Source organism: Porphyromonas macacae DSM 20710 = JCM 13914, assembly GCF_000379945.1.
GTDB lineage: Bacteria > Bacteroidota > Bacteroidia > Bacteroidales > Porphyromonadaceae > Porphyromonas > Porphyromonas macacae.
The window spans coordinates 502,364-525,809 of the sequence record NZ_KB904124.1 but is presented as its reverse complement, the minus strand read 5'-3'; the positions used below and the strand labels follow the sequence as shown (position 1 = coordinate 525,809).

The window sequence follows — 23,446 nt, the reverse complement described above, 5'->3', positions numbered from 1 at the left end:
TAATTAAAGACTGAAAGTAATGAACAAGATAAAATTTGTTTTATTGGGCTGTATTGCTGCATTCTTTATGACAGGTTGCAGTGAGTTGGACCAATTGGATAAAAACCAGAAGGAAACTTATCTCGATTTGTCCGAAGAGATCGTGAATTTTGATAAGACAAAAGGAGAAAAAGTCGTAGAGATCACAACAAATGCAAAGTTCTGGACTGCGAAACCGGATGGAGATTGTAAATGGCTTAAGCTGATTTCCGGTACCGATGCACTTACTATCAGTGCAGAGGCCAATCCTACCGGTAGAGAACGCACAGCAACCGTCTCTATCGTTGCCGGCAGCCAATCCGCCAAATTGACTGTACGTCAAATGGGGTCCGAAGCTTTGGTGGAACTATCCGATACTGTAATTGCCTCAGGAGAAAATGGCGGTAGCTATACCATTAATCTGAAACATAATGACGTACCATGGGAAATTGAAGGGACAGAGCTTTATTCCTGGATTAAGGTTTTTAGCAATGAAAGCAGTATAACTGTAAAAGTAGAGCCCAATAAAACGGAGGAGAAACGAATTGCAAAGTTTTATATTACATCTCCGACTATGATGGCTCAGGAAATTATTGTTGAGCAGATGGGCATTCAACCGTTTATTTTGCCCTATATGCCCAATAAAAAAATCACACAGGCGGATGTTCTGGCATACGAAAAAGACCGTGGGAGCTTCTATGTAAGCAGCTTTTCCAATCAATTTAATGGACGCTCTTACAATTTCACAGCCAAAGATCGTTTTAGCTCAAGCATTATATATGCTTTCAAAAAGGATGTTATGCGCTATTCGATGTGCATCGTACAGAGTGAAAAAACCACTTATGCATCAAGTCCTGAGTTCGAAAAGTTTGTTCAGGCCAATGGCTTCTCCAGAATAGAGGATACAAAAGTTGATGAGCAGAAAGGTTTCATTGAAGATACTTACGAGTTTAAGGGGCATTACTTCAGGATCATCTTGAAGGCAAGAACTTACGGTAAGGAACAATATTCCCTGTTGACCTATACAGTGTTTGACACACAAGTAGAAGATTTGAAAACTTTTGATACTTTTCCTTATAGAAATAAGACATTTTTCAACACTTCAAATTTCTTTGAAGTAAAAAAATGGGAAGAAACGCAGGGCGGCACCATCGAAACAGCCAGAGAAAGAGGCCAAAAGAACCCTAACGTAATCAGCTTTGGGCAGTTTCACTCTGTGACAAATGAAAACAGCCACCTATTCTCAGTTTACTATTTTGAGGAAACGAAAAAACCCTATGTAAGTTTATTGTGGCAGAAGGTAGATCTTTACAGCAATGTATCATTGGGTATGTGGCAGGATGAAGAAGGGAAATACCACTTAACTAAAGAACTCAAGGCTTTACTCGAAAAAGAAGGTATAGAATATCGGGGGGTGAATGGTAAGTTCATCAATTACGTGAAGGAAGATGAAAATCTGGCTGTACTTTTTACTGTGTATGAAATAAATGATGATCCTCCTCTGTTCGGTATCGGTTTTTTCAAAATAGATCAAGAAAAAACAGCAGAAGTTAAAAAGAGTGATAACATGGAGCTGCTATTTCAAACCTTGTCTCGAGAAATGGAAAATAATAGTAGAAAATGGTTTAACCGAAAGTAGAACCGGTATTTAACGGTGAAAACTATTAAACTTTTGAAAGATTATTATGAGAAAAACAATCATATCGCTACTCGGTGCATTGGTTCTGCTGTCTTCCTGTACAGATGATAAGACCATGGACGAGTTAAACAGCAATTTATCGCCCGAAAACTTAACTGAAATAAAAAAAGCCAATCCGGCTCTGGCTTTGGCTTTGCCCGGTCAGGTTTATGTAAAAATGAATCCTAAGACAGCCTTGCAGCTACAAAGTGCAGGCAATACGGATATACAGACTTTTTCTGTAATCAGTCCTGAAATATCGATTGCATCGAAACGCTTAGGCGTAAAACGAGTGGAAAGACTCTTCCCTGAGGATAAGCGTTTTGCCGAAAGACACAAAAAATATGGATTGGACAGATGGTTCGTAGTGTACTACGATGAGAGTAAAGAGGGCACAGAAGCAATTCATACGATGAATGCCGTAAATGACTTCGAACTCGTGGAACCCGTTTATCCTCTTGAATATGACGGATACATCTCTTCACCGGTGTATACCTTTAATGCTCTTCCAACCGATACCGATATGCCATTTAACGATCCCAAGCTGGTAGATCAATGGCATTATAACAATGTGGGTAAAGCTCCGGGAGCTGTGCCGGGAGCAGATATCCGTTTATTCGACGCTTGGAAGGTTCAGGTTGGAAAACCCAATGTTATTGTTGCCATCATCGATGACGGGGTCGACGTCGAGCATGAAGACCTGAAAGATAATCTCTGGGTTAATGAGAAAGAATTAAACGGACAGCCGGGTATCGATGATGATGGGAACGGGATCGTTGATGATATCTACGGACACAATTTTGTTGAAGAAGGTGTTGTAGGTGGTCACGGCTCTCACGTTGCAGGCACGGTGGCCGCCCGTAACAATAACGGCAAGGGAGTTTGCGGTGTTGCGGGAGGTAATGGCGAAAAGGAAAGCGGTGTCAGGTTAATGGCTTGTTTGGCCGTTGACAGCCGTCCCAAAGAACAGCGCAAAGGAAGCCGTCCCGAACCGGCCTTTGTTTATGCCGCAGATAATGGCGCCACAATAGCTCAAAACTCATGGGGCTTGCCTCCCAATGTGCCAATGGGGAAAGCCATGCAAAGCGCCATCGACTATTTTATCGACAATGCCGGTAAAGACAAAGACGGCAATCAACGAGCCGACTCTCCTATGAAAGGAGGCGTGGTAATCTTTGCTGCCGGTAATGACAATGAAGATGCTCCTTGTTATCCTGCAACTTATGAGCGTGTTATAGCCGTTTCTGCCATGAGCACGAACTTTACCCGTTCTTCTTTCACCAACCGTGGTGCCTGGGTGGACATCATGGCTCCGGGAGGAGATCAAAGCCGCTTTGGTGCTGCCGCAGGGGTCTTAAGTTGTTATCCGAAAAACGGATACGCTTATGCTCAGGGAACTTCAATGGCTTGCCCTCATGTTTCCGGTGTTGCTGCTCTGATCTTGAGTGAGAAGGGAAAGCCCGGCTATACCGATAAAGATCTGAAAAAAGCGATTCTGTCATCTCTTCTTCCGGAGGATATCGACGAAAAGAATCCGAAAGAAAAAGGAAGACTCGGACGTGGATACATCAATGCTTCGGCAGCGTTCGACGAAGATAAGCACAAAGCTCCGGAAAAGCCTGTTAAGGCAACGGATTTCAAAGCAGATTATTCTTCTATTAAGATAAGCTGGCACATACCCAAAGACGAAGATGACAAGCTGCCTCTTTTTCAGTATTTATACATTAGCGAGAAAGCCATAACAGCCGATGACCTTAAGGCGCTGACACCGGTCAAACTTCGTGTTACTGCTACCAAACCGGGGGCAAAAATGACTTATACTTTTACAAACCTCAAGCATACGACAAAGTACTCTTTTGCCATTGTTGCCGAGGATCGATGGGGAAACAAATCCGAACCCGAGATTTTTGATTTCGCCACTTTAACAAACAATGCTCCTTTGATAACTTTTGAAGAGGGAGCAGGAGAAAGTATCATAAACGTGGCCGGAAATAAAACCATTGTTCTGAACTTTCAAGTAACCGATCCTGACGGACACACATTCAAGTGTTTTCTGGAAGGAGAAACCACCGGTGTGAGCTATACAGAAAAAGGAGGAAAAGGAACCATTCAAATTCGTTCCGTATTACCCGGAGTACATAAGTTTATTTTGGTCGTAAGAGATCAATATATGGCAGAGACAAGAAAAGAGCTGTCGTTTAGAGTTGTAAAAACAGAGCCGATCAGAATGAAAGGAGCGTTCTCGAATCTCGTTGCCGGCCTGAATAAACAGGCTCTTGATATTAATATCAAAGACAATTTCTTGAGTCAGGCAGAGTTTCCTTTGAGTTTTGAAGCATATTCGGGCAACGAATCTGTGGTATCGGCTTCAGTGATGCCCGACGGCAAGTTGCGACTCAAACCTGTAAGCAAGGGTGTTGCTACCGTTTTCCTCAAAGCGATGGATGGAGTGAACACCCCGCTCGAAACTACTTTCAAAGTCCGGATTGTGGAAAATTCGGATGCAGCGGTACATATTATTTATCCCGTACCCGTAACCACAAGATTGAATGTAATGCTGAACCAATCGATTAAAGATGCAAAAATCAAGGTGGTTACCCTAACCGGTAAAGTTGTGATGGAAACAGAAGTAAAAGAAGCGGGTAAAGATGGAATGATTGCCTTGAATGTGGCTCATTTGGCTCCGGATACATACCGTTTGATTGTAGAATCTTCCAATATGGCTCGCCACGAGCAGTTGTTTGTTAAATAACGCATAAGAAAACAATGAATAAGAATATCATAAAATCTGCTTTTATAGCAGTTGTTTCTCTGTTTGCCACGAATACAGTGGCACAAACAAATTCTCCGTTCAGAATACTGGAGCAAAATGCGGATGTGCGTTCTCAAGCTCTCGGTGGTACCGGTCTGGTCGTGGAGAGTAATAACTATTTATATACCAACCCTGCCAAACTGTTTGGTTCGGACAATAAGCTCGCTATCTCTGCCGCCACACAGATCATGCCCAAATATGAGGGATACGGTCGTGAAAAATACGGTGCTCTTAGCATCGGTTATCGGTTGAATTGTTGTCATGCTTTATTTGTCGGCACAAGGTTTCTTTCCGGATTGTCCATTCCTCAGGAAGATGTATGGGGAAATAACGATTCGGATGATTTGAAACCCAGTCAAACGATGCTGGATTTAGGCTATGCCTACCGCTTAAGCAGTAACTGGTCGGCCTTTGGTACGGCTTCAATGCTCATCTCCACTACGGGTAAGCGTACAACCAACTATCTATTCGGGTTAGGGGTGTCTTATGTCAATAATACTTCCCTCTGGAAAGATGAGATTCCTACGAAAGTGGAGGCTACCTTAAGCGCATACAATCTGGGGGAAGACGTAGACTATGGAAAAGGTATGTCTTTCAGAGTACCCTCCACTGTTGCTTTAGGTCTGGGTGCGAGATCTCTGCTTAACGAGTCTCACAGCCTTGGCATAAAGGCTCAGGTCGGTTATGTGACCTCTTATACCACTGCTCAAATCGGTGCCGGTTTGGAATATGCGTACAATAGTTTCCTGGCACTTCGCACCGGATATCAGCACTTGGATAAAGATGTGGATTTCTATGCTTTAGGTGCAGGGGTTACTTACAAGATGCTCTCTTTTGATGTTGCTTACCGTATCGGTTTGGGTAGCTACACAAAAAACACGGTGTCTTTAGGTCTATCGCTGGCTCTCTAATACGCTGTTTTCCGATAAAAATTCTTTATCGGACCATTAGAAAAGATTTCTCATAGAAGGGGCTGTGTCAAAATTCATTTTTGGCGCGGCCCCTTTCAGGTGCGTCAGGATGCGTAAAGTGCAAGACACCAAGACTGAGGCTCAAGGGAGAGTTTTGGAGTACGTGACCGAAGCCGAATGTCGCAAAGAACGCAGTAATTTACGCACGATGACACTCCGCTATTCGCTGTTTTATCCCTCAAAGACAGATTGATAAGGGAAATATATTATCTCCGCTATTCCGAAAAGTTTTCCAAGTCAGTACCGGTATTCCAAGGTCAGCATCACGCTTCTCGGGCGCAGTTTGTATGTGGTCGCAGAAGACCCGATGTCGCTCACCGATGCAGATATGAACTGATCGGTATTCAGTAAATTTGTACCCGAGAGTCTCAATTGTATTTTTTGCGGAATTAACCTGTAATTCATCTGTAAGTCCATAAAACAGTACGATCGCCCGGATACCGACCGGCTGAAGCCGTAACGCTCCAATTTAAACAGGGCATCGAATTTTTTACCCAATTTACAGGACAAATCGAGAAACGAGAAATCGGAACAATAAGAATGGGTTAAAGCCGTATGAGACAAACTCCGGCTCCACTGTGTACCGATATGATAACCGAAACCGGATGTGCCTCCGGAGCGCATCTCCAAGCCGATGGTGAAATTATTTGCGGTAATTTTCCGAAAATCGGAGTGATTCAAAATATTTTCATACGTGTTTTCTGAAAAAGAGACTTTCAGTTTAATATTCGATTTGATCGGCTTCACATAATAATCCACTTTGCTGTTTATACTTGCAAAGCTATTGCCATGTACCAGTATGCTGCGAGTTTGCACGGTATTGCGGCTGAGAAACATATCGGAAGAAAAGGAATCATGCTCCCGGATATACATAGCGAATACATTCGCCAGCAGGTCTTCATCGAAATTTCCCAATTGGTAGTTGAGAACAAAAAATGAGCTGTTAAGCCGGACCGGGCTACCATATCCTCTGGTAAAGCTCCTGAAACCGGATAGCACATCATGGTCGTAAAGGTTCGATATTTGTGCTGATCGGGTTTTGTATGAATAAGAGGCTGTCAGTTTGTTTCTTCTATCGATACTCCATTCCATACCGGCATGCGGGTTTATTGCCCAAAAGCATGGTTTTTGCCGGGAAGAACTTGTTTGATAAGTATGTAACAGATGATGTAAAGCCAGCGAACCGAATAATTCTATCTGCCTGAATTTATGACGATAATTGCCGAGAAGATAAAAATCATTCACCCCGTAGCTCAAATTATTGAAATGGCTCCGAGGAATCAACGGTTTGTCTCCCTCTTTCGAGAGCACAAGCTCGGAAGAAAATTTATCTTGCCGGTAATTATTTCCCAGCTGAAATAGCCATCGATTCTTTTCGTCCCCCTTCAGCAGGCTGATTTTGGCATCGAACACATTCATTCGATTTGCCAGTAATTGCCGTACCTCATCGACCTCTTTCACTTCGGGAAACAGCTCTTGGAAGTAAAAACGATCTATGTAATACTCCTGGGGTTTCTCTTCATGGACGAAGCGACCGGAACAGAATAAAATGCTGCGGTTTTTGATCTTGTACGTATAATTCAATCGCTGCTCAAATAACGAATTATCAGTGTGTAAATGTTCTTGGGACGATTGGTCGTTAAAAAGCAGGTAAGAAGCATCGCGAGCTTTGTTTTTATAAAAAAACGTTGTCGACTCCAGCATATCGTTTTCGGACGGATTGTGTATGACCTGCAATTTCCCGAACCCTGTTTTTTTACCTTTATTCAATTGATATGCCTGCCGGTTGGTGTATTGTATCTCTCCTGTTTCAATCTGGTCGATAGTGCTTTCCGTAAAGTCTTGACTGTCAGCTCCCAATAGTCCGATGGCTTTGATGCTCATTCGGTCGGATGGCTTCAGTATCGTATTCGAAGACACCGACCGGGTGCGATTGAACAAGCCTCGTTTGCTCCCGATACCGGGCGAATATGCCGATAGCTCCAACACCTCCTGTATTCTTTGTTTGCCCGTTACATCCGGTATATCTTCGCCCGTCTCGGTCAGCAGGTCTGTATTCCCCATCATATCCGATCCGGCGTTATTCATGTTGGCAAACAAATAAGACTTATGGGTTTTGCTGAAGTTCATCAGATTGTTCTGAAGATAATAAGTCTTATGAGTGCCGAGTGCAGCTTGGAGGTTGCCGAACCAAATATTTTTGACTTTCGAGCCAGTTTCAGATTCAGAGCTACCCTGTCGCTGTCTTTCATTTTTTTGAGCAGGCGGTTATGCACATAGTTTTGGATCACCTCCACCTCTTCTACCGGATATGCCGGCATATTTTGTGAAAGCATTTTGTATCCCTTTTCAAAGAAATCATCGCCCTCCACCATGATACGTTCCACTTCTTTGCCGCCCACTCGTATACTGCCGTCTTCTCCTACCTGCACACCGGGCAATTTGGATAAAAGGTTTTCTACGGTTTGTTCCGTGCCGTTAGTATAGAATTTCGTCCGATAGACAATGGTATCTTCTTTTACCACCACGGATTTTCGGCTTCCTGTCACCACCACTTCATTCAATTCGAAAGCCTTTTCTGTCAAAATCACTTTCAGATGACTGTTTTGCTCCTTCGTATCGGATGAAAGTGTGAGCACTTTTTTTTCATGCCCAATACTCGAAAACACCAGATACAGATTTTTTTGCTCCGGCATGGAAAAAGAAAACTTGCCCTGCGTATCGGTAGAAGTATATTTTAAGATAGAATGCTTTGTTCCCTCTTTCAACAGCACGTTTACGCCCTGCAAAGGGTTTTCAGCTGCATTCCGAACTACGCCGGAAATAATGATTTGTGCATGGACACAGGCGGACGATGCTATGCACAGGCAACAGCATAATATTTTTATGTAAAGTTTCATGGTCGATGAGCCGGCCTACTCCATCTCGATGGTTTTGAAATTCGACGAAGACACTTCTATGCGGAAATTCCTGTCAGCCCTGCCGGATAGCTTATTTGCAATATTATCAAAAAAAGAACTTAAAATCTGACGATACTCTTGTCTCGAAATCGTTTTGTATTTGGAGTAATCCGGCGTCGGTAAGGTATATTCGCGGAAAGACATATCGGTCAGACGCAAAGAGACTTCATGCGTTTTATCATAAATCTCAAAAATCAGGCCGTTCAATCCATGAAATTTATATGGTCCTGTCTGCACGGGAATTTCCGGAGCAAACCATGCGGTATATGATCTCCCTCGGAAGTCTGCCGTGGCTTTGATGCAATCGTATTTCCCGATGGTTTTGGTCTCATTCGTAATCGTCCAATCGATTTGCGGACATTCTTCTTCCACAATGTAAAAAGGACTGTTTTTGCCCAATCCCCTGAGCAATGACCTTATTTTTTCATCCGTATTGACGAAGTATGTCGTATTATCAGCGACGTTTACTTCCAAAGAAATATAATCGTCCGACACTTCCGATACTTCAGTTTGCGCTTCGCCGGTTCTTTTCGAGCTTTTCTCCTGATATTCAAAATATGAATGGTTTTTCCCGAAATAGAGATTGCATTGAAATGTATTCGGGGTACCGAAGTTCAGCACCATTTCATATCCGAATTTGGCATCGAATTTCTCTTGCGCCATTACATTCATGGAATAGAGAATGGCAATGATTATAGCTGTTATTCTCATTTGATTTAAGAATTAATAAAATATGAGGTGAAAAACTATACTTCTCACCCCATATTTTTTATTAATTATAATAGATTTTCTTTAATCTCTGCTATAACTTGCTCTGCTATTTCTCTTCCCTTTTTTCTAACCTCACTGCAAGGACCGGAAACAGTAACCTCAATAGATCCTTTAACAACTATACCATTTATTTCAGCTTTAACAGTTACTGAACAATCTAATTCAGAAGACGGAATTTGAGAAATAAAGTCATTAATAGCATTTGCGACCTCTTCTTTACTTATATTCGTAATATCTCCTAAATCAACAGTGTAAATTGTTTTTTGGATAACAATGGGGCTTGCCACTATGCCACCTGCAAGATCATTGGTATTAGCATAAGAAAAAAAGCTTGTTAGCATACAAGCTAATGCAAAAAATATTTTTTTTATGGTTATGTGAAATTAAAAAATAATGATGCCTTTATGGTAAGTTTGAATCTATACACAATTCGCTTTTACCGATATAAGGAATTATTTATAAATAAAGTTTTGATCGATCTTCCTCTATTTATTTTGGACAAAAATAAGCAAAATAAAACAAACATGTATTTCTCAATCATAAATATGACTAAATTTAAAAAACAACATGATATATATTCCAATATCAAATACGATGATATTGTAGATTAAGATGAATTCAATACGTCATTCTTATTAATCAATTAATACTTGTTAATACCAGATTTAGCCACAACTCCGGTAATCGCCGAATCAGAATTTGAAATAGAATTAAACCCATTTGTCTTCTTTTTGAATATCTGAAAAGCAAAAAGATTCACGGATGTCTACATGCAAAAGCCGAACAACTTTTCCTCAAATAAAACATGAGAATATGTCATGGAAATATTCTCTGCCTGATGGCTGAAAATTCTTTGCCTGACGGATTTTCAACGAAGTTAACTTGGATTTTTTTTCTTTGCCTGAAGAATTTTCAACCATCAGGCAATGGACTTTATTTTTATCCAGAGAACTTGACGTGTACTGAAAAACGAAGCGAAACTTGAAGAGAGAAAAGCATATAACCTCTTTTACAGCAATTGGCAAACGTCTCTTATTAACAAAGAGAACCCTCCACGTACACCTTCAAAAAGGCAGTATACACGATTGGCTGTTTTTTTATGCTTTACAAGATCGGCTTATTGCCGTAGAGTCTGTTGATCCACATGGCAAAAAGTTTATCCGTTAGCGAAAAGACCTTATTTACCTCCGTAATGATATCCTTATCAAGCAATTTCTGCATGGCAGACTGAACCGAACTGGCAGAAGTAAGACCATGACGCTTGATAAAGTCTGCCGAAGTGATACGTTCGGCCTCTTCATCTTTGGCAATGGCATAGAGAAGTTCTTTTTGTTTTTCAGGGATATTCGACAGGATTTCACGAAAAATAGTGTCATTCGAGTCGATCATCTGCTCAACAGCTTTGCGAATAACGTCGAGCGTACATTCTTCGCCCTCGGATGTATCGGCAAAAGCTTCGTTGAATGTTTTTTGAATGTAGAACGTATGCCCTTTGAAAAGACGGTATACCTCCATGACATTCTCCTCTGCAATATGCCTTTTGCGCTTCTTGAAATGCCCGGTAACAAAAGGAACATAATACTCCGGAGCAATGGCTTTCAACTCCAGAAGATCTGCACTCTGATAAAACGGGCGGGCAGCCGACGTAAACATCTCCTGCATCATATGATGCTCACTGCCTGCAAAAATAAACTGACTGTTACGGATTTTCTGGATATGGGTACGCAGAAGTGCTTCGATATTCTTCTCGGGATATTTGGCTATCTGCTGAAACTCATCGATGGCAACGATACAGGGTTTATCGGCTTTAGCCAGATATTGAAAGATTTCTTCCAACGTATATTCCGGGTATTCGATATCGCTCAGCTCTATATTGAAAGCGGGAAGATTGGTAACAGGGTCGAATCCGAACTTTCCGCTGATGGATTTGAGCATCTGCACGAACAAAACAGTCATTTTGCGACTGCGGGAAAGGAGGGTTTCATATATCTCCCGGCCGAGCAAATAGGTAAGCTCCCGCAAAGTGGACGTATGGAGAATATCAATGAAAAAGGTATAATACTCCTTCTTGATTTCAGGTTTATCATAACAAAACCGGATAAGACCGGTCTTGCCCATACGGCGGGGAGAAATAATTACCAGATTATTTCCATTGGTAACAGATCTGATAAGCCTTGCAGATTCGCCGACACGATCGCAAAAATACTCCGGTTCGATTTTTCCGGTTACGATAAACGGATTTACTTTCTTACCCATATCTTTTTTTCGCTTTGCACAAACCTAATTATTTAATCCGAATTATGCAAATCAAATAACGCCTTTCATCCTCATATGGACACACCGTCATTTTGCCTGTGTCATAGAGATATAAGGTAATGTATAAAAAAGGAAGAGGAAGAAATAAAAGGACAGAAAAAGAAAAGTAAAAACGACAGTACGAACCCGTTTATCTTTTTTCGATGAGATATGCAACAAGCTTACGGGTGGCCAAAGCACGATGACTCATGGCGTTCTTCTCTTCATCGCTCATTTCGGCATAGGTTTGCTTATATCCATCAGGCATAAAAACGGGATCATAGCCAAAACCGTTCTTGCCGCGAGGTTCTGTGGTAATCTCTCCGCTAACATCTCCACGAAAGCAGTGTTCCCCATCTCGATCTATAAGGACAATAACCGTACTGAAAACGGCTTTGCGATGTCTATTGTCACCCAAGTCGACCAAAAGTTTATTCATATTATCCAAAAAATTGCACGCAGGTCCGGCATAACGTGCAGAATAAACACCGGGAGCACCGTTTAACGCATCCACAGCAAGCCCCGTATCATCGGCAAAACAGTACAGACCGTATTTATCATAGATATGTCTGGCCTTGATAAGAGCATTGCCCTCAAGTGTTTCGGCCGTTTCGGGTATATCATCGTGGCAGTTTATATCGGCCAGACTAAGCACGTCCACAGAGCCGGACAGAATATGCCTGATTTCGGACAGCTTGTGTAGATTGTTCGTGGCAAAAACCAGTTTTTCCATTAACTTTGTTTATAAGGATTTGTAAATTACAATCGTATATCAAAATTAAAGCAAAAGATGGACATAGAAGAACTGCATGAGGCTTGTCTTTCTTTACCTCATGTAGAAGAAACATTTCCTTTTGATGATGTAACCCTGGTTTTCAAGGTGGGGGGAAAAATGTTTGCACTGATTTCTTTAGACAGCCATCTGCCTCATGTTTCCTTAAAGTGCGACCCGGACAAAGCCATCGAATTGCGCTCAAAATACGAAGGAATAACCGGAGCTTTTCACATGAACAAAAAACACTGGAACACGGTAAATGCCGATAGCGATATACCCAAGCATCTGGTATTGGAGCTGATCAGGCATTCTTATGATTTGGTGGTGGAGAAACTACCCGGAAGAATTAAAATCCGATTTGAAGCTCATTTAAGTAAAAGTAATACACCTGCCGATGAAACGTTTTAGAAACTTTGAATTACTGGAAGAAATCCCCAGCACAAACTCTTACCTGTGGGAATTGGTACAAAAAAATCCGACATTACCGGAACTCTACGGAGTTTTCACAAGACATCAGACTCATGGCAAAGGCCAAAGGGGGAATACATGGCACTCAAAACCGGGTGAGAACATTATCATTTCTTTTCTGCTCCGGCCTCAGTTTCTGGAAAGCAATGAACAGTTCGTAATCTCCGAACTGGCCTCGATAGCCGTAGCACGCTGTTTGGCACAGTTTCTGGATGAAGACCAAAAGAAACAGATTACAGTAAAATGGCCGAACGATATATACTACGGCGACAAAAAAATTGCCGGCATCCTGATCGAACACAGCTTGACGGGAAATACCATCGACTATTCGATTATCGGGCTGGGTATAAATATCAACGAAAGGGATTTTCCGGAAGATCTGCCTAACCCCATATCTCTAACACAAATTACCGGAAAAGAGTATGAACTGGCCGAAGTAATAGCGTTTCTACTGCATGAAATCCAAGAACAATATCAGGCTATCCTCAGAGGACTGCGTACCGACCTTCATGCACGATATATGAAACACCTGTATCGCCGTGACGGACAGTTCTACCCGTATGAAAGTGCACAAGGGATATTCAAAGCGCGCATACGCGATGTACAGCCGAATGGAATTATCACGCTGTGCCACGAGGACGGCGAATTGCATGACTATGCTTTCAAAGAACTTAAATTCCTATAAAGAAATATACGCTATAAACGCAGTACAGGATGCTGACACATGCAGACAAACATCTGATACGTTCGTTAAAAAAGAAAAGTGAGCGAGATGCTCTGAATCTTTTCCCTGCAGAAGGCCCGAAAGTGGTGGCCGACCTGTTACCGGCGTTTCGATGCCGTCTGATTATTGGCGATGAAAGTTCTCTGAAAGTATTGGAGCGTACCGAATCCACTCCGGAACGTATCGTAACAATGCCCAACAGTTATGACTACAAATCTCTGAGTAATCTAATAACAGCAAGGCCTCCCATTGCTATTTTTGAGAAACCGGAAACGGACCCTGAAAACCCTGCTCCTCCATCCTCGCTTTCTCTGCTGCTGGATAGCATACAAGACCCCGGCAACATGGGTACTATCATCCGCACGGCACACTGGTTCGGTATCCGGCACATCTACACATCGGCCGGCACAGCCGATGCCTATCAGCCGAAAGTAGTGCAAAGCACCATGGGATCGCTGGCACAAGTAAGACTGCATCCCTTGAATGAAAAAGGATTGAAGGTCTTACTTGAAAATATGCATAAGGAAAATGCTCCGGTCTACGGCGCCTTATTACAAGGTTATCCATTATTTGAAACAGCACTGACACCGATAGAGAAACCGGGACTGCTGATTATGGGTAACGAAGGAAGAGGCATATCGAACAGTATCACTCCTTATATCAATCGGGCTGTTACGATTATTCCGGCCGGAGATAATCATCCGGATTCTTTGAATGTGGCAATCGCTACGGCTATCTTTTTAGCAGAATTTTCACGCCAATCCAAACATTAATACCTTGTGTTTGTTTTATTATAAGATAAAATAATCGGAATACGTACACTATTCCGGCAAAATAACTTTAGAAAAACAGATTTAATTATGTCAACAGTTACATTAAAAAACGAAATTAAAATGAATACTGCCGGAGAATTGCCCCAAAAAGGCTCCATGGCTCCGGATTTCAAAGCTGTAAAAAATGATTTGAGCGAAATAAAACTGAGTGACCTGAAAGGGAAAAGAGTAGTAATCAATATTTTCCCAAGCATAGACACAGGTGTATGTGCGGCAAGTGTTCGCAGATTCAACAAAGAAGCTTCCGAGTTGAAAAACACCGTTGTATTGTGTCTTTCGCAAGATCTGCCTTTTGCACAGGCACGTTTCTGTGGGGCAGAGGGGCTGACAAACGTTGTTACCGTCTCTACTTTCAGAAATCCCGAATTTAATCAGGGTTACGGTATGCTGCTGAAAGATGGTCCTATGGCCGGGCTGATGGCTCGCAGCGTTGTGGTATTGGATGAAGAAGGCAAGGTGGTCTACACCGAACTGGTAAGTGAAGTTACTAACGAACCGAACTACGAAGCAGCTTTGGCTTGCTTAAAGTAACGAACTGTACACAAACAAACCGATAAATAAAAAAGCCCGCTTAACAGCGGGCTTTTTTATTTATAATCTACAACAGACTAAGGATTTACTTCTTTTGTACTTTGACCAGTTCGATTTCGAACACCAAAGTACTGAAAGGCTCGATAGAAGGACCTGAACCACGCTCACCGTAAGCCTTGTCGTGAGGGATAACAACCTTCACCTTATCACCCTCTTGCATCAATTGCAACATTTCCGTCCAACCGGCAATAACTCCGGAAACAGGGAATTCGATACCCTCTTCATTTTTGTCGAACTCTGTTCCGTCAATAAGTGTTCCGAGATATTTTACCTTAACAACATCCTCACTTGTAGGAATCTGACCTTTACCTTTATTCAGGATCTTGTAAGCGATACCGCTGTGTGTCTTCTGTACGCCTTCCTCTTTCAGGAATTTCTCCATGAACTCCTTTCCGGCTGCTTTATTTTTACCGTATTTTTTCTCCATTTCGGCAGCTCTTTTCTTGGCAGAAACAGCCTCCACATATTCCTGAGCCTCCTCCATGGTCATAATCATATTGGTAGAGTCGTTAATCGTGGCACTGTAGAAAGACTTGTAGAAAGTTTTCAAATCTACAGAATCGGAAATAAGCTGTTTGCTGATATTACCGGCAGTAATACCTCCCGCAAAATAAGAGAATTTAGTCGTGTCGTTCAAAGATTCTTGAAAACCGCGCAAGAATTCCAAAGAATCCATATCCTGACCTTGTGAACGTGCCATGGAAATCGATTGGTTCATTTGGGTACCATAGAGAATACCCATAGCCACAGCCATACTGTCTTTTTCTGTTTTGGGTTCGACTTTACCCGGTTTTGTGTTACATGAGGCAGCTCCTAAAAGAAGGGCTAACGCTGCCATAGTCATTGAAAATTTCTTCATTTCTTTTTTCTTTATAACAATTATGTATTTGGATTCGATTGATTTTTCTGCCCGACTTCCTCTAAAGACTTCTCTTTTTTCTCGTCCTTATTATCATCCCGAGACTTATCGACAGGCATTTCAGCCCGCTCCCCGACCTCCAACAACTCTATTTCCATGATCAAATTAGCATACGGCGGAATATCTCCGGCACCGTTTTCCTGATAGGCCAGATGATAAGGCAGAAAGAACTGGTATTTGGCTCCGGGCTGCATAAGCATAATCCCTTCGGCCACAGCAGGCAAAACCGCCAACAAAGGCGTTTTGAATGGTTGCTTCCGCTTGTAGCTGTTCTCAAATTCCTTTCCGCTGGAAGCAAGAAGCCCCCTATAATGAATGGTAACGGTTTGCTGAAGTGTAGGAGCCTTTCCTGATCCCTTTTTCAGAATAACATACTGCAATCCGCTCTCAGTAGTCTGCACTCCGGGCATATTCTTATGTACATCGATCAAAGAATCAGCGACACTCCGAGCTCTCTGACGACGTTTCTGTTCGTCTTCCTGAAGGAATTCGCTGAGGAGTTTCTCGGCATCTTCCTTAGAAATCAACGTGGCAGCATTATCATACGCATTCCTGAAACCTCGCATCATCTTATCCCTGTTAATAGATGCGGATTTGGGCATATTGGCCAGACTCTGACGAAAAGATTCTCCATTAAGAACACCCAAAGCATACGACACAGAGTCTTGCTTATTGGCTAAAAATCCTTCCGGCAATGTTTCACCGCTCACCTTGCCTAAAACAGAACATGAAGCAAGCGTAACAGCCATAATACCCAAAGACAGAAAGAAATGAGATGTTTTGTGCAGAATGCGCATACGATGAAAGGTCTTTATATTACTTAACAATATCCAGAAGTTCGATAATAAAGATAAGCGTGCTGTTGGGCTGAATCATCTGTCCGGCACCGCGTTCGCCATAGGCCAAATGACTGGGGATGGTCACTTTCCATTTACTGCCGACGGGCATCAGTTGCAAAACTTCCGTCCAACCGGCAATAACACCGCTGACAGGGAATTCGGCAGGTTCGCCTCTATCCATAGAACTGTCAAACACGGTACCATTGATAAGTGTACCATGGTAATGACAGCGAACAGTATCTTTTAATGTGGGCTTAGGACCGTCTCCCGTCTTTGCCACTTCATATTGTACGCCACTGGGCAATGTGATAACGCCTTCTTTCAATCCGTTTATTTTCAGAAATTCCTTTCCTGCTTCTTTGTTCAAACGCATATTTTTTTCCTGTACTTCAACAAAAAAACGATTGATGACTTGCTTAGCTTCTTCGTACGAAAGAGCCGGCTCCTTCTGTTGCAATACATCCTGCAAACCTTGGATGAAGTCTTCTGAAACGATCTTATCTATACCTGACGATTGAAAATTGTTGCCTATGCTTAGTCCTAAGGCGTAGCTTATTTTATCCATTTTATATTTATTACTGAAATTATCGTTCAAAAGTAGTGATTTTTATGTTAATCTGTTTAGTTTCTGCTTTTTATCTGCCTGCCATACAAAGAAGGACGGCTCATATAATCAGATCTGACAGAAGCCGGCATCCGTTCTAATGCATAACGCAGTGTAGTACGGGGCATCTGTGAAACATGAGCATCAAGAAAAGCAAGGAGAATGCTCTCATCTTTTTTCCCGACCTCTCTAAGCATCCAGCCGGTTGCTTTATGGATCAGGTCATGAGTATCCCCGAGTAACCTGGCACAGAGGTTCAATGTAGGCTCAAAATGAGAGCTATGTATAAACGTCAATGTACTGACAACGGAAATTCTTTTAATCCAGAGATCCTCGCTTTCTGCCCATTGATATAACAACGACTCCTTTTCGGGCTGAATATTCAGTAGGTGTTCTCCAATAATATGCGGGCAGGAAATATCGACAAGATCCCAATTATTAATACAGGGAAAATGGTCTATATAAAATTGAAATAATGCTTTCTTTTCGGCAGTATCTTTTCCTGCTTTTTTATACAGATGAGTAAGGGCTATTAAGGCCAAAGAACGGGCTTCATGCTCGGGTCTGTTGAGTAATTCATGCAAAACAGCAGTATTCCAGGGTCTGTGTTCTCGTTCATATTGTCGTATAACAGGCGTCTTGATGCCCAGAAACAAATCGCCTTCGCCGTATTCGCCGGGACCGGTTTTGAAAAAACGTGAAAGAATAGCAGCCTGCGTGGCAGAACCCAAATGCTGCAACTGTGCCAAATGATAACTTACGGTTTCATTCTTTTTCATATATTCCAGGGCCTGTATTTATTATGCCTCCTTGAACTTCCTCTCGGATGGAATAGCAAAGGCTATACGACGTTGTGCTTCACGGGCAGCCAACTGAATATTCATAGGCGGCTCACCGAAATCTTCGATGTGCATAGTCGGCAAAATGGTCATTCTCAATCTCCGAGGCGTTACCGTCAATGACCCTCGTTTAAGCACATCGAAAGAGCCGTCTATGGCTATGGGCACGATAGGTACCCCCAACTCCGAAGCCATAATAAAACCACCCTTTTTGAATCTGGCCATCTGCCCGTCGGATGAACGGCTTCCTTCCGGAAAAATAAAAATGGAGGTATTTGAAGCGAGTACTTCATGGGCAGATTTCATGGTTTTTCCAATAGACGATGGTTTGGTGTCGTCCACGAATATAAAGCCGGCAGCCCTACATGCCGCCCCGACAAACGGGATCTTCCGGATTCCCTCTTTGAGCACCCATTTGAAAGGAATACCCAAATAGCCGTACATCATAAAGATATCGAATGCTCCTTGATGATTGGCCACAACCACATAGGGGCCTGCCTTGGCATCCAGATTCTCCCACCCCTCCACTTTAATTGAGCAAAAGGATAGCCAGATAGCTATACGAGACCAAATCATACCGGGATAAAAACAAAACCAATTACTCTTACTCAACGGACAACCCAGATAGGTGATCAATGCAAGAATAATGGTACATACGACAAAAACGGGCATCGCGATAAGCCAAAAATAAATCAGATAAAGCAAACGTTTCATCGGCGACATGAATTTATTAGAACATACTAAGATAGTAAAAAGCTAAACGTGTTGCTGCCACAGTTAAATTGAGCAAAAAGAAAGAGGATGTATCACTTCTTTTCTGATACACCCTCTTGATCTTAATATTCGTAATGAACTATTGATTTTCCTTTTCGACTTCCTCTGTCACCAAAGCTTGGGATAAGAGTTCGTCTCCGACCATTTTCTTTTTTGCATCTACCGCAGCCCTGTAGTCTTCCATCGGCATTACTACCAATTTTTGATATTCGCGCAAACCGGTACCGGCCGGAATGAGGTGACCGCAGATTACATTCTCTTTAAGACCTTCGAGTGTATCATCTTTGGCATTGATAGCTGCCTCGTTCAACACTTTCGTTGTCTCCTGGAAAGATGCTGCAGACATAAAGCTCTTTGTCTGCAATGCAGCACGGGTAATACCCTGCAAAATCTGATTGGCAGTCGCAGGTCTGGCATCACGAGCTTCAACCGGTTTCAGGTCGCGACGCTTGAGCATACTGTTTTCATCGCGCAGTTTTCTCAGGGTTACAATCTGACCGGCTTTGAGGTTTTCCGAATCACCCGGATTGGTAACAACCTTTTTACCCCAGATGCGATCGTTCTCCTCCATGACATCGAGCTTGTCAACTACCTGCTGCTCAAGGAACAAAGTATCCCCCGGATCGATGATTTCTACCTTACGCATCATCTGACGAACAATAACCTCAAAGTGCTTGTCATTGATCTTCACACCCTGCAAGCGATAAACGTCCTGCACCTCGTTTACGATATACTCCTGTACGGCCGTCGGACCTTTAATAGCAAGGATATCTCCCGGAGTAATGGCACCGTCGGACAAAGGAGTACCGGAACGTACAAAGTCGCCTTCCTGCACCAAAAGCTGTTTGGAAAGAGGTACGAGATACTTCTTAGGTTCTCCCAATTTCGGTACAATGCTGATTTCGCGGTTACCACGCTTGAGTTTACCGAACTCCACAGTACCGTCAACCTCTGCAACAACGGCAGGATTAGATGGATTACGAGCTTCAAACAATTCGGTTACACGGGGCAAACCTCCGGTAATGTCACCGGCTTTGCTTACGGTACGAGGAATCTTAACAAGAACATCGCCAACTTTAACGGCATCGTCCTGATTATTCATGACATGCGCACCTAACGGCAAGTTATAATTCTTCAAAGAATTGCCTTTGGCATCAACCACATGAATACCCGGAGCCATAGTCTTATCTTTAGACTCGATGATAATCTTTTCTTTAAGACCGGTGGTTTCGTCCGATTCGACCTTATAGGTAACACCTTCCGTCATATTCTCGAAGTTAACTTTACCGCTAACTTCACTGACAATAACAGCGTTGAAGGGGTCCCATTGGAAGAGAACATCTCCCTTTTTGACCTTATCGCCTTCACTAAAATACAAGTTGGCTCCGTAAGGAATATTGTGCTGAGCAAGAATCATCTTGGTGTTCGAATCAATGATACGAACTTCGGCCATACGGCTGACAACTACCTGATGAGTTTTCTTTTCATTGTCTTGTTTGGCATCTGTATGTACCGTGCGTAACTCTTCAAAAGTCAGAACGCCATCGAATTTTGCATACATACTGTTCTCCGTGGCAACGTTCGAAGCGATACCTCCCACGTGGAATGTACGCAAAGTCAGCTGCGTACCCGGCTCACCAATCGATTGTGCGGCAATAACCCCCACAACCTCTCCGTTCTGCACCATACGGTTTGTAGCCAGATTACGTCCGTAACATTTGGCGCAAACGCCTTTCTTGGATTCACAAGTCAGTACGGAACGTATCTCAACCTGTTCGATCGGAGATTCTTCGATAATCTGAGCCTGTTCCTCACGGATCTCTTCTCCTGCACGTACAATAATTTCACCGGTACTCGGGTGAATAATATCGTGCACGGAAACACGTCCCAGGATTCGTTCATAAAGCGTAGCAATAACATCTTCATTTTCCTTGAGTTCCGTACATACCAAACCGCGTAATGTACCGCAATCCTCTTCTGTAACGATAACATCATGGGAAACGTCTACCAAACGACGTGTCAAATAACCGGCGTCAGCCGTCTTTAGAGCTGTATCCGCAAGACCTTTACGGGCACCGTGAGTAGAGATAAAGTACTCCAGTACCGAAAGCCCCTCCTTGAAGTTGGAAAGAATAGGGTTCTCGATAATCTGCCCCCCTTCGGCACCGCTCTTTTGAGGCTTGGCCATAAGACCACGCATACCGGAAAGCTGGCGGATCTGTTCCTTAGATCCACGGGCACCGGAATCCATCATCATGAAAACAGAGTTAAACCCTTGGTTGTCCTCCGCCAGATGTTTCATCAAAATATTGGAAAGACGGCTGTTAATATGTGTCCAGGTATCAATAATCTGATTGTAACGTTCGTTATTGGTAATGAAACCCATGCTGTAGTTTTGCATGATTTGTTCAACCTCTGCATAACCTTCCTGAATCAAAACTTCTTTTTCCTCAGGAATCAAAACGTCACCCAAATTGAAAGACAAACCTCCCTTGAAGGCCATATAGTATCCCAAATTCTTGATATCATCAAGGAAATGAGCTGTACGGGCTACACCACAGGCTTTGATAACCTTACCGATGATTTCGCGCAGAGCTTTCTTGCCTAAAGTTTCATTAACGTAACCTACTTCGGCAGGAACATGCTCATTGACCATCAGACGTCCCACAGAAGTTTCGATCATATGATGAACGGGTTGCCCGTCCTGAATGTCATCCACATACACCTTAATAGGAGCATGAATATCCACTTTGCCTTCATTATATGCAATGGTCGCTTCTTCGTTACCATAGAAAACAAGGCCGGAACCGAGAGCACCGGGACGCATTTTCGTAATATAGTACAGCCCCAACACCATATCCTGAGAAGGCACCGTAATAGGAGCGCCATTGGCAGGATTCAAAATATTGTGCGATGCCAGCATGAGCATCTGAGCTTCTAATATGGCTTCATTACCAAGAGGCAAGTGAACAGCCATCTGGTCACCGTCAAAGTCGGCGTTAAACGCAGTACATGCCAGAGGATGAAGCTGGATAGCTTTTCCTTCGATCAATTTAGGCTGGAAAGCTTGAATACCCAAACGGTGCAATGTAGGAGCACGGTTGAGCAAAACAGGGTGTCCTTTCATTACATGCTCGAGAATATCCCAAATGACAGGATCCCGACGGTCTACAATTTTTTTGGCACTTTTAACCGTTTTCACAATACCGCGCTCGATCAATTTGCGAATAACGAACGGTTTATATAACTCGGCTGCCATATCTTTGGGCAAACCGCACTCGTGCATGTTCAATTCAGGACCTACCACAATAACCGAACGGGCAGAGTAGTCAACACGTTTACCGAGCAAATTCTGGCGGAAACGGCCTTGCTTACCTTTCAAGCTGTCGGACAAAGATTTTAACGGGCGGTTATTATCCGACCGAACGGCACTGCTCTTTCTTGAATTGTCGAAAAGAGAGTCTACAGCCTCTTGAAGCATACGTTTTTCGTTACGCAAAATCACTTCAGGAGCCTTGATCTCAATCATTCTTTTCAGACGATTATTACGGATAATAACCCGACGATAAAGATCATTGAGGTCGGAAGTAGCAAAACGACCGCCGTCCAAAGGAACCAAAGGCCGTAAATCGGGCGGAATAACAGGGATAACCTTCATTATCATCCATTCGGGACGGTTAATACCCTTAGAAGCACGGAAACTTTCCACCACTTGCAAACGTTTCAGGGCTTCGTTCTTACGCTGCATGGAAGTGTCCGTATTGGCCTTGTCACGCAACTCATAACTTAAACTATCAAGATCTACACGAGAGAGCAGTTCATATATAGCTTCAGCTCCGGTTTTACAGATAAACTTATTAGGGTCACTATCTTCCAAGCGATAATTATCCGGATGCTCACGATCTACGCGATCCATTAACTCGGTATATTCTTCCTCTGTCAAAGTATCTTTATAACCGACTTCTTCCGACATGATACCCGGTTGAATAACAACATAACGCTCATAATAAATAATGCTATCCAACTTCTTTGAAGGTATTCCCAATAAATAACCGATTTTATTGGGTAAAGAACGAAAATACCATATATGTGCAACAGGAACTTCAAGCATAATATGCCCCATACGCTCACGACGCACTTTCTTTTCGGTAACTTCCACACCACAACGGTCACAAACAATACCACGATAACGAATACGTTTATACTTTCCGCAATGGCACTCAAAATCTTTTACAGGGCCGAATATGCGCTCACAAAACAGTCCGTCACGCTCAGGCTTGTAAGTTCTGTAGTTAATAGTTTCAGGCTTAAGCACCTCTCCGTGCGAATTCTCCAATATCTCTTCGGGCGATGCTAAAGAAATACGAATACGCGAGAAGTTACTCTTAATCTTATTGTCTTTTTTAAAAGCCATATGTCTCTATCAATAAAGGATTTTAATTGTTGGGGTCTTTACAGACCAAAAGAAGAGTTGATTTCTTTTGTAAAGTCTTCAATAGCCAGATTTGGCTATTATAGCCGGAAAGTTGCTCCCATATAAAGCAACTATTCCAACCTAAGACCTGTCAAAGAGCA

Annotated in this window: 20 protein-coding genes; 8 read left to right on the top strand and 12 right to left on the bottom strand. The window is 42.7% G+C overall.

The genetic code is table 11. The features are described 5' to 3' along the window. The first annotated feature begins 19 nt into the window (after nt 1–19). The 4 genes from A3GI_RS0102480 to A3GI_RS11570 all read left to right on the top strand — a co-directional run bounded on the left by A3GI_RS0102480 (nt 20) and on the right by A3GI_RS11570 (nt 5,672). Nucleotides 20–1,657: a BACON domain-containing protein gene (locus tag A3GI_RS0102480; protein ID WP_018359895.1), complete on the top strand. Its 1,638-nt coding sequence runs from the start codon at nt 20–22 to the stop codon at nt 1,655–1,657. A 46-nt stretch (nt 1,658–1,703) separates the two neighbouring features. Further along, nucleotides 1,704–4,448 (top strand): S8 family serine peptidase, encoded by a 2,745-nt coding sequence (locus tag A3GI_RS0102475; RefSeq protein ID WP_018359894.1) that lies wholly within the window; start codon nt 1,704–1,706, stop codon nt 4,446–4,448. Between the two features lie 14 nt (nt 4,449–4,462). Continuing rightward, a complete protein-coding gene (locus A3GI_RS0102470) occupies nt 4,463–5,419 on the top strand; it encodes a PorV/PorQ family protein (protein ID WP_018359893.1) in 957 nt (318 codons plus the stop codon). 109 nt (nt 5,420–5,528) lie between these two features. Continuing rightward, a complete protein-coding gene (locus tag A3GI_RS11570; RefSeq protein WP_154647826.1) occupies nt 5,529–5,672 on the top strand; it encodes a hypothetical protein in 144 nt (47 codons plus the stop codon). A 44-nt stretch (nt 5,673–5,716) separates the two neighbouring features. Here A3GI_RS11570 and A3GI_RS0102460 read toward each other — a convergent pair whose 3' ends face one another. From A3GI_RS0102460 to A3GI_RS0102425, 6 genes are all read right to left on the bottom strand, one after another. Then, the gene (locus A3GI_RS0102460) at nt 5,717–7,609 is read right to left on the bottom strand and encodes a TonB-dependent receptor (protein ID WP_026215884.1); all 1,893 of its coding nucleotides are present in this window, start codon (nt 7,607–7,609) and stop codon (nt 5,717–5,719) included. Further along, nucleotides 7,609–8,379, bottom strand: a complete 771-nt coding sequence (locus A3GI_RS10315; RefSeq protein ID WP_040575229.1) for a carboxypeptidase-like regulatory domain-containing protein — start codon at nt 8,377–8,379, stop codon at nt 7,609–7,611. The genes A3GI_RS0102460 and A3GI_RS10315 overlap by 1 nt, the downstream gene beginning before the upstream one ends. Before the next feature lie 15 nt (nt 8,380–8,394). Further along, a complete protein-coding gene (locus tag A3GI_RS11115; RefSeq protein WP_018359892.1) occupies nt 8,395–9,150 on the bottom strand; it encodes a GLPGLI family protein in 756 nt (251 codons plus the stop codon). 65 nt (nt 9,151–9,215) lie between these two features. Beyond that, nucleotides 9,216–9,551, bottom strand: a complete 336-nt coding sequence (locus A3GI_RS0102440; RefSeq protein ID WP_018359891.1) for a hypothetical protein — start codon at nt 9,549–9,551, stop codon at nt 9,216–9,218. A gap of 763 nt (nt 9,552–10,314) precedes the next feature. Continuing rightward, nucleotides 10,315–11,466: an AAA family ATPase gene (locus A3GI_RS0102430; protein ID WP_018359889.1), complete on the bottom strand. Its 1,152-nt coding sequence runs from the start codon at nt 11,464–11,466 to the stop codon at nt 10,315–10,317. 190 nt (nt 11,467–11,656) lie between these two features. Continuing rightward, on the bottom strand, nt 11,657–12,238 hold the full coding sequence (locus A3GI_RS0102425; protein WP_018359888.1) for a non-canonical purine NTP diphosphatase: 582 nt from the start codon (nt 12,236–12,238) through the stop codon (nt 11,657–11,659). A gap of 57 nt (nt 12,239–12,295) precedes the next feature. Here A3GI_RS0102425 and A3GI_RS0102420 point away from each other — a divergent pair, with 57 nt between their 5' ends. The 4 genes from A3GI_RS0102420 to tpx all read left to right on the top strand — a co-directional run bounded on the left by A3GI_RS0102420 (nt 12,296) and on the right by tpx (nt 14,836). Further along, complete coding sequence (locus tag A3GI_RS0102420) at nt 12,296–12,688, top strand: MmcQ/YjbR family DNA-binding protein (RefSeq protein ID WP_018359887.1); 393 nt, start codon at nt 12,296–12,298, stop codon at nt 12,686–12,688. After that, nucleotides 12,675–13,433, top strand: a complete 759-nt coding sequence (locus A3GI_RS0102415; RefSeq protein WP_018359886.1) for a biotin--[acetyl-CoA-carboxylase] ligase — start codon at nt 12,675–12,677, stop codon at nt 13,431–13,433. Before A3GI_RS0102420 ends, A3GI_RS0102415 begins: the two co-directional genes overlap by 14 nt. Nucleotides 13,434–13,462: 29 nt before the next feature. Beyond that, nucleotides 13,463–14,245, top strand: a complete 783-nt coding sequence (locus tag A3GI_RS0102410) for an RNA methyltransferase (RefSeq protein ID WP_018359885.1) — start codon at nt 13,463–13,465, stop codon at nt 14,243–14,245. Between the two features lie 87 nt (nt 14,246–14,332). Continuing rightward, entirely contained in the window at nt 14,333–14,836 is a 504-nt protein-coding gene (gene tpx / locus A3GI_RS0102405) for a thiol peroxidase (RefSeq protein ID WP_018359884.1), read from the top strand. Between the two features lie 85 nt (nt 14,837–14,921). Here the strand turns inward: tpx and A3GI_RS0102400 are convergent, their stop codons facing one another. From A3GI_RS0102400 to rpoC, 6 genes are all read right to left on the bottom strand, one after another. After that, nucleotides 14,922–15,755, bottom strand: a complete 834-nt coding sequence (locus tag A3GI_RS0102400; protein WP_025079315.1) for an FKBP-type peptidyl-prolyl cis-trans isomerase — start codon at nt 15,753–15,755, stop codon at nt 14,922–14,924. A 20-nt stretch (nt 15,756–15,775) separates the two neighbouring features. Continuing rightward, nucleotides 15,776–16,612: an FKBP-type peptidyl-prolyl cis-trans isomerase gene (locus tag A3GI_RS10305; RefSeq protein WP_018359882.1), complete on the bottom strand. Its 837-nt coding sequence runs from the start codon at nt 16,610–16,612 to the stop codon at nt 15,776–15,778. 19 nt (nt 16,613–16,631) lie between these two features. Beyond that, nucleotides 16,632–17,219 carry an FKBP-type peptidyl-prolyl cis-trans isomerase gene (locus tag A3GI_RS0102390; protein WP_026215882.1) on the bottom strand — a complete coding sequence of 196 codons (588 nt, stop codon included), beginning with the start codon at nt 17,217–17,219 and terminating at the stop codon, nt 16,632–16,634. A 56-nt stretch (nt 17,220–17,275) separates the two neighbouring features. Continuing rightward, a complete protein-coding gene (locus tag A3GI_RS10300; RefSeq protein ID WP_018359880.1) occupies nt 17,276–18,037 on the bottom strand; it encodes a DNA alkylation repair protein in 762 nt (253 codons plus the stop codon). Nucleotides 18,038–18,058: 21 nt separating this feature from the next. Beyond that, complete coding sequence (locus tag A3GI_RS0102380; RefSeq protein WP_018359879.1) at nt 18,059–18,820, bottom strand: lysophospholipid acyltransferase family protein; 762 nt, start codon at nt 18,818–18,820, stop codon at nt 18,059–18,061. 130 nt (nt 18,821–18,950) lie between these two features. Next, nucleotides 18,951–23,285, bottom strand: a complete 4,335-nt coding sequence (gene rpoC, locus A3GI_RS0102375; RefSeq protein ID WP_018359878.1) for a DNA-directed RNA polymerase subunit beta' — start codon at nt 23,283–23,285, stop codon at nt 18,951–18,953. Nucleotides 23,286–23,446 lie beyond the last annotated feature (161 nt).